Source organism: Flectobacillus roseus (genome assembly GCF_030056595.1).
In the GTDB taxonomy this organism is placed as follows: domain Bacteria; phylum Bacteroidota; class Bacteroidia; order Cytophagales; family Spirosomataceae; genus Flectobacillus; species Flectobacillus roseus.
In genome coordinates, this window is sequence record NZ_JASHIF010000002.1 from 164,487 (window position 1) to 176,850 (window position 12,364).

Consider the following 12,364-nt stretch of genomic DNA (forward strand, 5'->3'; position numbering starts at 1 on the left):
TATATAAACCGACCATGAAAGAAACCCGAAACGATTTTACAAGAAGACATTTTTTGACTGCTATCTCTGGTATGGGAGGTATCATGTTACTCAAATCTTTTCAATCATTTGCCCTAGATGAAACCGACCCTCGTATAGTCGCTATCATAAAGAAAACCATTGCGATAGATACACACAATCACATTGATGTTCCGCTCAAAAAAGAGGAGTTGCCAGGTCCTGCGGTGGAGCTAAATGCAGAGATGAAAAAATCGGGACTTTCTGCTATTTGTATGACGTTTGCGGTTGATTATCAAAAGCTTACTTATGAAGGAGAAGCCTATGAGCGTTTTATGAATGGCTTGGATGCTATGGATAAAATACTGGAAAACAATCAAATCAAGCGATCATACAATCTGGTAGACCTAAAAAAGGCTCATAAATCGGGTACTCCAACTGTAATTCAATCGGTAGAAGGAGGGCATTTTTTAGAAGGAAAAATAGAGCGTTTAGAAATTGCTTATCAACGTGGCTTGAGACAATTAGGGCTTTTACACGACAATGATGCCTCGGTGCCTTTGGGAGATATCTATACTAATCCTCCCAAATTTAATGGATTATCAGATTTTGGAAAAGGAGTGGTCAAAGAATGTAATAGACTTGGAATTTTGATTGATTTAACGCATTGCAGCGACGCCGCTATCAACGATGCCCTCAAAATTTCAAGCAAACCTGTGATAGTTTCCCATACAAGTTTGAATACACAATTGGGGCAAAATCCAAATATGGCCAAAATGATGATGCCTCGTTTGATAAGCAAGGAACAAGCCAAAATCGTAGCGGATGCAGGTGGCTTAATCGGAGTTTGGCGACATTTGACCGACTCTCCATCGATGTATGCACAAAATATTAAAGCAATGGTGGAGGTTGTTGGGGTAGATCATGTGTGTTTGGGAACAGACACCAAATTGACGCCAGCTTACCGTTCTCCAAATGCAAACCAGAATCGTCCGAACAATGCCAATCAGCCAAAACGATTTGGCGAACGCACCAATGAAATATGGGAATCTCAGCATTCGGGGTATTTCTATACCGTTGTGGAAGAATTACTAAAACTAGGTTTAACTGAACCCGAAATTATCAAAATCGGTGGGGCAAATTTTTGTAAAGTTTTTGATTTAGCAACCAAAGGACATAACTAGTATCAAAGCTCAAAGAATAGCGATAAAGTAATATATTACTTTGGTATTAGTCAAATTTCGGCTATTTTTAGCTACGATAATGCTAGACCCTTTATGAAAATGAATACTACTAGTATCAAAGAGCTTCGAACGATTACAACTTTTGACGCTCCGATTGAATTACTTTGGAAAGTCTGGACTGAGCCGAAACATATAGTCAACTGGTGGGTACCTGCTGGTTTTACCTCTACCATTCAGGTGATGGATGTTCAAGAGGAGGGCGAATGGAGACTGACCATGCATGGGCCAGATGGGAAAAATTATCCCAATCGAAGTATCTATTTAGAAATCATTCCTTATCATAAAATCGTTTTTGAACATTTTAACCCTCATTTTACGACTACCGTGTTTTTTGAGGAAAAAGGAGACGAAACCCAAGTAGATTGGTCAATGTTGTTTGATACCCCTGAAATGTACGATATTTTGGTAAAGGCACATAAGGCTGATGAAGGTCAAAAACAAAATATTGAGCGCTTGGCGCGTTATTTGAAAGTGCTCTTAGGAAGTTCGATGAATTAGCCTCAGAGCTTTGCCTATGAGGCTAGCTAATCAGACATAAATGTATCAAAAAAGCGCTCGAAAATTGTTCTTTCGAGCGCTTTTTTGATAATAATTGGAAAATGACCATAACTCCCTAATTATCAATGAGTCATTATATTTAAAGGTAAATTCAATCGGTTTGTACTAATTATTCAAACTTTATGCAATTCGTATCAAGTTGAAAGTCCCATCAAATGAATGTTTTTCAAATTATATAGATTAGCCCTTTGAACTAAACCGCTTCATCTAATGAAAATATTCAATCTCCTTTCCCTCAATATTATCCTAAGTTTATTGTCCATGACCGCTTTCGCACAGTCAGGCGATAAATTATATAAAAACTACTGCGCTGGTTGTCACGGTACCGAACTTCAAGGAAGCTCAGCACCTGCCTTGATTAGAACTTCATGGAAACATGGAGGTGATAAGGCTTCATTAATAAAAACGATTACCCAAGGGATTCCAACTACAGAAATGATTAAGTGGGAAAATACCTTGAATGCCAGAGAGATTGAATCAGTTGCAGATTTTATTATAAATGCTCAGCAAAAACCTAAAAAGGAAAAACAGTATGAAGAAAGTTTTATAGTTGAAACACATCTTTATAAACTGAAAATAGAGCGTTTAGTAACAAAAGGTCTCAGCACTCCTTGGGGGATTGAGTTTGTGGACAACCACACAGCTTTAATTTCTGAGAAATCGGGTGAATTAACATGGATGAAAAATGGAAAACTGAGTGATTCTTCCGTAAAAAATACGCCACCAACGTATGCCCAAAGTATATTAGGAGGCTATATGGATATTGCGCTTGACCAAGATTATGCAAAAAATGGTTGGGTTTATTTAGCTTTAAGCCATAATTCAGAAAATAGCTTGGACGCGAAGGCTGCTGGAATGACTAAAATCGTGCGTGGTAAAATTAGAGAGAATCAATGGCTGGAAGAACAAACCTTGTTTCAGGTTCATGACTCATTACAAGTAAAAGGAGGAACCCGCTGGGGAAGCCGTTTGGCTTTGGATAAAAAAGGACATTTGTTTTTTACGATTGGAGATATGAATCGGGGCGAGGATTCTCAGATTTTGACTCGACCATCAGGTAAAGTTTTCCGTATCAATACTGATGGCTCTATTCCCAAAGATAATCCTTTCTCTGGGAATCGGCAGTTTATTCAGTCAATTTACGCTTGGGGAAATCGCAATGCGCAAGGCATAACAATTCATCCTAAAACTAATGTTATCTACGCCACCGAGCACGGACCAAAAGGTGGTGACGAATTGAATATCATAAAGAATGGAGCCAATTACGGTTGGCCTTTGGTGACTTATGGCGTCGATTATAGTGGAAAAATTATTTCTGATAAGTCAGAAAAGGAAGGTATTGAAAAACCTCTAACTCAATGGACTCCTTCCATAGCGGTGAGTGCGATAGATTTTGCTTTTTCTGCCAAATTTCCAAAATGGAAAGGAAATCTCATCGTAGGATCTTTGGCATTTCAGGAGTTGAGACGATTAGTAATTGACGGAGATCAAGTGCTGGAGCAGGAAATTCTTTTGAAGGGCTATGGTAGAATAAGAGATGTAAAATTTGCACCTGATGGCTCACTTTATCTTCTTATGAATGCACCAGACCAAGTTTTGAAAATTACCCCAATGGATGAATAAGAGCATTTTTACATAAATTACTATATTCAAAACAGGGTGTAGCATTAGTCACACCCTGTTTTGAACCATATCTTAAACCTTTCTATTCAAATATCCTGAATAATCAGTTTGTACTGATTCGTAGGTTTCAGCAATAAGGTTGGAAGTCAAGATAAAATCGGCGGTAGCACGATTACATGCCATTGGAATATTCCAAACTACCCCCAAGCGTAAAAGTGCTTTAATATCTGGATCGTGAGGCTGAGATGCCATTGGATCCCAAAAGAAAATTAGCACATCCACTTTGCCTTCAGCTACCAATGCACCAATTTGCTGGTCGCCGCCGAGTGGACCACTCAAAAATTTCTTGACAGGTCGATCTATAGCTTCTTCAATTAATTTCCCTGTTGTACCTGTCGCAAACAGCTCATGACGCGACAAAACTCCTCTATTGTAATATACCCAATCGATTAGTTCAGCTTTCTTGTTGTCGTGTGCAATCAGCGCAATACGTTTGCGTGTGGCAATGGTTCTTTCAGACATAATTGTAAAAAAGGATTGTTTTAAGGTCAGAATTTTATGCCTTAAATATAGATGAAATTGCTTGAAGTTTCGTGAAAAATAATGGCGTAAGCCGAATATTTAAAAGGGAATAAATCACTCTAAAGACTCAAAAACTCCATTTACTCAAAATTTACCGCAAAAACATGAACAAGCTTTGGAAGTGTTCTCAAAAATCGAATTCTTTGTTTAAAATTGATTATTCGGATAACAAACTGTAAATCAGAATAATTATTACCACAACGCCATTTGTTTAGATTTGATAAAGACCTTACACAACATGCTCAGAAAATTATACTTTACTTTTTTGCTATTAATTCTCATTTCCACTCCACAACTGTTTTCTCAAAACTCTGGGATTAGTTTTGAGCGACTAGGAATTAAGGAAGGGTTATTGTCCAAAGAGGTTCAGTTTATTACCAAAGATGCCCAAGGATTTTTGTGGTTGGGTTTCAAACAAAGTATTAGTCGCTACGATGGCTATCATTTTACCCATTTCCCACAAGCTGAAATGCTCTTCGGTTTATCTTCGGATCATAAAGGAAAAATTTGGTTTGCCAACATTAATGGACTTTTCAGTCTTGATGAAAAAACCTTAAAAATCCAGAAAGAAATCTCGTCCAATCTCCACGATGCTTTTCCCGAAAATGACCATTACGAAAATATTTATGCTGATAGTCAAGGACGAGTTTGGTCCAATGATTTTAACAATATTAAGTGTTATGAACCACAAACTAAGCATTTAAAAGTTTTTCGTATTACGCCAAGTTATCAGTTTAATATCTTCAAAAGCCGTTTTGAGGAGGATACCCAAGGGCGTGTTTGGGTTACCAACCAGTGGGGAATACAGTGCTATGACCCACAGACAAAACGTTTATGGAAGGTTTTGAAAAATCAATCTGTAAGTGATATTGCATTTTTGAGCAAGGATTCTGCCTTGTTTGCGACGCCGAATGAAGGTATTTTTTTACTAGAAATCTCTCAAAAACGGATTAGTCCTTTCGTCAAGCTTCCTTCTATGTCTGACGTTCCTGTGTTTTTGAAACCCGCTCATTTACCATCGCATTTTTGGCTTGGCACTGACCGTTCTTTGTATCTTTTTAATGCTCAGGAGCAGTCATTTATAGATTTTTCTAATCTTAGAGAAGAAGGGATTACCATGAAGGATTGTTATTTGGATACCCAAAATCAAATCACATGGTTAGCCTCTTCGGTAGGACTTCTCAAGCATGATTTTGCCATAGATGCAACGCTTCTACAGGTAGATTTGCCCAAAAAACTGGTGGCATTTCCAGTAAAAGTCATCTGCTTTTTTCATGAAAATTCAGAACGTAATTGGCTAGGACTTTCGCATACGGGGGTGTTATCATGGAATGAGAAAAATAACGATTTTCAAATGTTTGCTATTCCTGATGGCGCGCCAGTCAATCAGCTTCTGAAGGATGATAAAGGAAATCTTTTGGCTTGTACTCAGAGAGCCATTTTTAGATTAAACCTTGAGAAAAAGTCTTGGGAAAAGCTTATTTCTTTTTCTAGCAATATCAAAAAGGTATGTCTGACTAGGCAGCATCAACTGTGGTGCTTACCCGAATGGGGAGCGATTCAGGTATATGATTGGCAGACACATCAGTTAGTTCAGCCTTGGAAAGAGCTCCCTTATCAAAACTTTTTTCAGCAAAATGTTTTTACTGATATTCTCGAAACGGAGGATGGAAATCTATGGTTTTCGGCGTGGTTTCCTAAAGGTTTTGGGATTGCTCACTTTGACATACAAAAGAAACAATTTGTTTTAGCCGAAAATCAAAATAAGCACACCGATTTTGTTACCGATTATTATTTAAGCTTGGCTTACAATGCGCCTAATACCATTGCTGTATCTGGATATGGCGGTTTTAATGTGCTGAATACTGAGACTGGGAAAATAATTCGGACAGGAGCATCAGGAAATCTAAAACTAAAAGGAGGGAATTGTAACTCGATTGTGTTGGATAAAAAAGGTACTATTTGGATGGGTACTACCGAAGGGGTATGTTCGGTAGGGAAACAGAATCAGGTGTCTTATTTTTGCGAAAAAGATGGCTTGACCGAAAATGATGTGGTACATGGCTATAGCCTAAATTCTGCCAACCAATTATGGCTTGGGTTTACGAATCAGTTCAATATTCTGCAGTTGGAAAGACTTCAACAAAAGCAGATTAAATCAAATTTAAAAATCTCTACCATCGAAATTTTGGGCGATACTACATTGGTCAATACCCATGAATCGCTAGTGTTTGAGCCCCAGCAGAATAATTTAACGATTAGACTAAGTCCTTTGAACTTTAAATCAGCTTCGCAAAATCACATTCGTTTTAAACTAGCTGATATTCATGAAAATTGGATAGATAATGGAAATGCTGAAATGATAAGCTTTTCGAATTTATCGCCAAAACAATATGAATTATTAGTACAACAAGGCGATAGTCAAGGGAATTGGGCAAGTGTGCCTTTGGCGATTAATTTTGAAATTAAACCTCATTTTTATCAAACTTGGTGGTTTCAGATATTCGTAGGATTTCTTGTGCTGGGGGCTGTTTATAGCTTTTATTTGTACCGTATTAGGCAAATTAAAGAGATATATATCGTGAGAAATAAGATATCTGCTGATTTGCATGATGAAGTTGGCTCTACTATCAGTGGAATCAATATTATTAGCAATATTCTCAAACAAAGACTTATTGAACAGCCCGAAAATAAAGGTTTTGTGGAGCGTATTTCGGAAGATGCCAAAAGAATTTCGGAGGCATTAGACGATATTGTGTGGAGTATCAAACCTCAAAATGATAGTTTGGAAAATGTACTTTCTCGCATGACACGCTATGCCAGCGAGCTGTTTGAGGCAAAGAATATCAACTATCAATTACAACTTCCTGAGGACTTGAGCGGTATTGCTTTGCCCATGGAAAAACGACATGACATCTATTTGATTTTCAAAGAAACCGTCAATAATATCGCCAAGCATAGTCAATGTACCGAAGCGAGTATAAAGATTATGATTCAGAAAAAATCAATCATTCTCTCGATTCAAGACAATGGGGTCGGATTTGACACCAAACAAAAAACGGATAGAAATGGTATCCAAAATATCAGAGAAAGAGTCAATAAATACCAAGGAAAGCTTGATATTCAGAGTAACCCAAAGGCAGGAAGTTTATTCTTGATTGATTTGCCAATTTGAAAAAATAGAGAGATTTCGCGTGATATCTTCCTAATTAAAGACTAAGTCTTTAACTAGGAAGAATGAATATTATTTAGTCACTGAGTCGGCTTCAGCTCGTTGTTTTTCAATCTGAAGAATATTATTTTGAATATCTTTCATGATGTTTTTTGTCCACCAACTGGCATAGAAATTAAAAGTGGTCGTTAGTTTGAAATTACTGAATAAGTGAAGTCGGTAAGAATTATTACCTAACTTTTCGAGTTCGTAAGTGCCGTTGAGCACATCAAAATATTTTCCTCCAACCACTAAATGCTCATCCATCGTAGTAAGTGGAATTTCGTGAGGAAGCGCTTTGATGGTAAATGACATTTTTTTGAGAGGAATATATTCTGTTACAGTTTCGTGGAAAACGAGTCCATTCGTAAATATGGCAGCACGATACGCTCCAACACCTTCATAATTGAGCTCGGCTTTGACAGGACGAGGAAAATTGAGCAAATGCGTGAGATAACCTTGGTCTTCTTTTTCTGAAATTTCTCTAACTCTGGTTACATTACTCCAAATCTTCTCTGCTGGCGCCTTTATGTCGATATAAGTATATGCTTTGTATTCAGAAGTATGTGCACCAATCATTTGCTCGACTGGAGATATAAGAAAGGGAAGGACTGTCAAAGCTGATAGTTGTAGACGTGTCTTCTTATCTCTTTTTTTCAACTTAACTCCAAATGACCCTCCAATTGAAGCTGAGATTAAAAAAATTGGGGCTATCATCAACAGGCAAGGCCAGCCTTCAATAGCAAATAAAAATGTGACAAAGAAGAAAATCAATATTGGTATCCAAGGAAGAAAGGCTGCTTTTAATTTGGTATTTGTGAAATTTTCTGAGGCTAAATAGGTAGTCAATGTCCCCACGATAAAGGGAACAAAAAACAAAAAACTGATAGACATTAACGTAAAAATTCCTTCCAGACTCGGGATTTTGTAGAGCAATCGTAGTGTAAGAGCATACGCCACTGGAATCCCAATGAGATAAAGCAATGTTTTTTGTTTGATGTTCATGAATGTGGTATGTTAAATATTTATCTCTTAAAGATAGCGAATTAGCCGATTAAACAATCATGAAAACCTCTAGGGTCAGACCTTTATTTTTAGGACAAAAAAAAACACTTCAGCACCATGAATCGCTGAAGTGTTTTAACACTGGGCCTTTGTACTATTCTATAAACGAACAATCTCGGCGCCAATTGCATTAAGACGTGTATCAATATTTTGATAACCACGGTCAATCTGCTCAATATTTTCGATAATCGATGTTCCTTTAGCTGAAAGTGCTGCAATCAATAACGAAACCCCTGCACGAATATCTGGCGATGTCATACGGATTCCACGTAATTGTTGTTGACGATTCAAACCAACAACCGTAGCACGGTGTGGGTCACAAAGAATGATTTGAGCACCCATTTCAATCAATTTATCCACGAAGAATAAACGGCTTTCAAACATTTTTTGGTGAATCAATACCGTTCCTTTGGCTTGAATCGCTGTTACCAATACAATACTCAACAAGTCTGGAGTAAAGCCAGGCCAAGGGTGGTCTGATACAGTTAACATTGAACCATCGATGAATGTTTCTAATTCATAGTGGTCTTGTGCTGGTACAAAAATATCATCTCCTCTGAATTCCAATTTGATACCTAATTTTTGGAATACCTGTGGCATAATCCCCAAATCAGGAATTGAACAATTTTTGATGGTAATTTCTGATTGAGTCATAGCCGCCAAACCAATGAATGAACCAATTTCAATCATGTCTGGAAGCATAGTATGCTCTGTTCCATGTAATTCTGATACACCTTCGATAGTTAATAAGTTTGAACCTACCCCTGAGATTTTAGCTCCCATGCGGTTCAACATTTTACACAACTGTTGCAAATAAGGCTCACAAGCAGCGTTGTAAATAGTGGTTGTACCTTCTGCCAATACAGCAGCCATTACGATGTTGGCTGTACCTGTTACCGATGCTTCGTCGAGCAACATATAGGCACCTTGCAAATGCGAGGCATCTACTTCATAAATACCACCATCTTCTTGACTGTAATTGAATTTTGCACCCAATTTCATGAAGCCATGAAAGTGAGTATCCAAACGACGACGACCGATTTTGTCACCACCTGGAGAAGGAATTCTACCTTTTTTAAAGCGAGCCAAAGTTGGTCCCAATAACATTACTGAGCCTCTCAAAGCCGCTGCTTTACGCTTATATGTTTCTGAATTTAGATAATCAAGGTTTACTTCTGAGGCATCAAACTTGATAGAAGAATCACTCAAACGTGTGCAACGAACACCCATATCGCCCAATAACTCAATCAATTGATTTACGTCACGGATGTTAGGAATGTTGTGAATGGTAACGGGTTCTTTGGTCAAAACCACCGCACACAAGATTTGCAAAGCTTCGTTTTTGGCTCCCTGAGGGATAATCTCGCCTTTTAGGTGGCGACCGCCTGTTACTTTAAATGATGCCATATACTATTTTATAATTAAGGGATAATGCGCCCGTTAAGCCTAATGGTCTATTATTTTGTTGATTTGTGTTTGAGGCCAACAGCACTATCGTTTTCCGTTGTTACGATTATTGTGATTGTTTCTATTGTCGTTGTTGCGTGGACCGTTCGAATTACGATTATTATTACGGTCGTTACGATCGTTTCTTTCGTTTTGGTGATTGTTATTACGACCACCGAAATTACGATTGCTGTTATTGTTATTATTGTTGTTGCGGCCGTTACTAGAATTGTTATTGCTGGTAGCAGGGCGTGCATTGCGCAAATTGCCTAAAGCAGATTTTCCAGAGATACCTTCTACCACAGGAGCCAATAAATTATTTGACATTTCTAACAAATGCCCCCAAATAACTTCATCGTCGACTACTTCTTTGTTCCAGTTTTGGTAAAAAGTTTTCATTAATCGAGCGATGTGTGCTACCAAAATACGCTTTTCTTCTTCATTACTTTCAGCGATAGCACGCTTAATCAACAACTCAACATTGCGACCGTAGTAGCGAAAACGTAGTTCGTTTACGTTGTATGGTACTTGTTTTGGTAGCTTTCCTACGGCATCTGGCGATGGAGGAGGAAAGGGGCTGTCGACATCCAATTTGAAGTTTGACATAATATACAAGTCATCCCACAGTTTGTTGGAATAATCCTGATTATCACGCATATTCGGATGTACTTGACGCATCAGTTCGACAAGCAAGTAAGCATATTTGGTACGCTTTTCTTTGTCTTGAACCGATAATATATAATCAACTAATTTCTGGACGTTTGTGCCGTATTCTTTCATTGTGCTATTGAGTGAATGAATGAAGAAGCGTTATGCCTACAATAGGCAAAGAAAACGCCTACGCTTTCTTCTTTTCTGACTCATGGCAAAAATAGGAATAATTCGCTGCTATAAAAAATATTTAATTCGAATGAAAGACGAAAATATCTATGCTCAAATCGACTTACTTTGACAACAAACACAATTATTGGTATAGCATATGCGGTAGTCGTTCGCATTTATTATTTTATCTTAAAAAAGAAATTATGATTGACTAGGATAAAACCACTTTAATTTCTTTGAAAAATAACTTTCATTACCGCATCCAACTTTGCAACGTTCTTGAATTGATATTCCCAACAACAACATTAAGCATTAAAAATGAAATAGATATTTTTAAGTATAACAATACTTCTAGTAATCGTTATACTGTTCATCAAAGTTGTTCGTAATTAAGCTATTGAAACGAATAGGGAGTTAGTAGATTACCTAAAGAGTCTCCATTTAGAGATTACAGGAAATGTAAGTGCAAAAAAACATAGGTCATGGTGTGTCTAGATTTTTTTTGGATGTTAAAAGTTCCAATATGGACTATTATCATCCTCAAGATTCATTAGAATTTTATTTATGCACAATTCAGCAGAAAAAAGCAGAACTCATTGTTTCAAATGATGAGTTTTTTTCTGTTGGTGATTCAGTTGTGATATCCTCGCAAAAAGATAGTTGCTATGTCTATAATTACTTAAATTTATTGAAGGCTAAATGGAAACTTTATGTTGTATCATACCATGTTGGGAATAGTTATTGAATTCAATAAACGTGCTTAGTTGCTTTCTCCCTCTGGTCATTACATGAATGATGGATTAGTACATTAGGTGATTTTTGCTAATAGCAAAAGGGATTCAAATGGCAAAATTACACAGCTTAAGTTTGTGGACCAGTTTGGAGTATTGACAACTCGCGAATTAGATAATTATGAGTATTGGTAGCTAGTTTAAAGGATCAAACAAAATGAAAATAATTAAATTTGTATTACTAGTTTGCTGCATTTTAAACCTTCCCCTAAGACTATATTGTCAAGGTTTGGACAGTACATTTTATTCAATTGAGGATGCTATTAAAGAGCCCACAAAAGTTAAGACATTGAATCTTCCCTCCAAATCTTATAAAAAAATACCCCAAGAGGTATTTTTATTTCCCCATTTGGAAGTATTATACTTAGACAATAATGATATTCGGTCAATTCCTAATGATATAATTAAATTGACCAAGTTGAACACCCTGATACTATCGCATAATAATTTAAGGTATGTATCTTCTAGGTTGAAAGACCTTAAGCACCTTAAATATCTTGACCTCAGTGATAATAACTTATCAAAAGTGCCATTTGAAATTTCAAGCTTGAAGTATCTTGAAACGATTATCCTAAACAACAATAGTATAACAGATTGTTCATTTAGAAGTAGGAGCATAAAGAAAATCATTGCTAATTTTAATAAAATCACCTCAATAAATGGTTCTTTTTTTTCTCAATATCCCAATTTGCAGGTTTTATCTTTAATAAGTAATCGAATTAAAAAACTCCCAGACAATATTAGAAGCGCTAAAAATTTAAAACATTTAAATTTATCGAATAACCAACTACAATTTATCCCAGAAATGTTACTTGAACTTGATAATTTGGAGATATTAAGATTAGGTAAAAACCATATAAAAGAGATTCCTGCAAAACTTTATGACTCCAAGATACAACTGGTTATTTTATCAGAAAATCCAATTCCTGTTGGCAAAATAAAAAATAGAATTTTTTCGGAAAATGGAAAACAAATAATCATACAAGAGATATTGGAAGGTTATGAATATCTTCCTGAATAAGTGA

9 protein-coding genes are annotated in these 12,364 nt (G+C 36.7%); 5 read left to right on the forward strand and 4 right to left on the reverse strand.

Going from position 1 to position 12,364, the window contains the following annotated elements:
• Window positions 1–14: 14 nt before the first annotated feature.
• The 3 genes from QM524_RS00850 (at window position 15) to QM524_RS00860 (ending at window position 3,422) form a co-directional block, all read left to right on the forward strand.
• Window positions 15–1,181 (forward strand): dipeptidase, encoded by a 1,167-nt coding sequence (locus QM524_RS00850; RefSeq protein WP_283343058.1) that lies wholly within the window; start codon window positions 15–17, stop codon window positions 1,179–1,181.
• 99 nt (window positions 1,182–1,280) lie between these two features.
• A complete protein-coding gene (locus QM524_RS00855; protein ID WP_283343059.1) occupies window positions 1,281–1,739 on the forward strand; it encodes an SRPBCC domain-containing protein in 459 nt (152 codons plus the stop codon).
• A 270-nt stretch (window positions 1,740–2,009) separates the two neighbouring features.
• Window positions 2,010–3,422, forward strand: coding sequence for a PQQ-dependent sugar dehydrogenase (locus tag QM524_RS00860; protein WP_283343060.1), 1,413 nt, complete (start codon window positions 2,010–2,012; stop codon window positions 3,420–3,422).
• 72 nt (window positions 3,423–3,494) lie between these two features.
• On the opposite strand, the gene QM524_RS00865 is transcribed toward QM524_RS00860, so the two are convergent.
• A complete protein-coding gene (locus QM524_RS00865; protein WP_095167210.1) occupies window positions 3,495–3,944 on the reverse strand; it encodes a methylglyoxal synthase in 450 nt (149 codons plus the stop codon).
• 298 nt (window positions 3,945–4,242) lie between these two features.
• Here QM524_RS00865 and QM524_RS00870 point away from each other — a divergent pair, with 298 nt between their 5' ends.
• Window positions 4,243–7,179 (forward strand): ligand-binding sensor domain-containing protein, encoded by a 2,937-nt coding sequence (locus QM524_RS00870; protein WP_283343061.1) that lies wholly within the window; start codon window positions 4,243–4,245, stop codon window positions 7,177–7,179.
• 69 nt (window positions 7,180–7,248) lie between these two features.
• On the opposite strand, the gene QM524_RS00875 is transcribed toward QM524_RS00870, so the two are convergent.
• The 3 genes from QM524_RS00875 to QM524_RS00885 form a co-directional block, all read right to left on the reverse strand.
• The gene (locus tag QM524_RS00875) at window positions 7,249–8,220 is read right to left on the reverse strand and encodes a hypothetical protein (RefSeq protein ID WP_283343062.1); all 972 of its coding nucleotides are present in this window, start codon (window positions 8,218–8,220) and stop codon (window positions 7,249–7,251) included.
• Window positions 8,221–8,379: 159 nt separating this feature from the next.
• A complete protein-coding gene (murA, locus tag QM524_RS00880) occupies window positions 8,380–9,687 on the reverse strand; it encodes a UDP-N-acetylglucosamine 1-carboxyvinyltransferase (RefSeq protein WP_095167217.1) in 1,308 nt (435 codons plus the stop codon).
• Between the two features lie 84 nt (window positions 9,688–9,771).
• Window positions 9,772–10,506, reverse strand: a complete 735-nt coding sequence (locus QM524_RS00885) for a DUF4290 domain-containing protein (protein WP_283343063.1) — start codon at window positions 10,504–10,506, stop codon at window positions 9,772–9,774.
• A 990-nt stretch (window positions 10,507–11,496) separates the two neighbouring features.
• Between QM524_RS00885 and QM524_RS00890 the strand changes: the two genes are divergently transcribed.
• Window positions 11,497–12,360, forward strand: a complete 864-nt coding sequence (locus QM524_RS00890; protein WP_283343064.1) for a leucine-rich repeat domain-containing protein — start codon at window positions 11,497–11,499, stop codon at window positions 12,358–12,360.
• The last annotated feature ends 4 nt before the right edge of the window (window positions 12,361–12,364 follow it).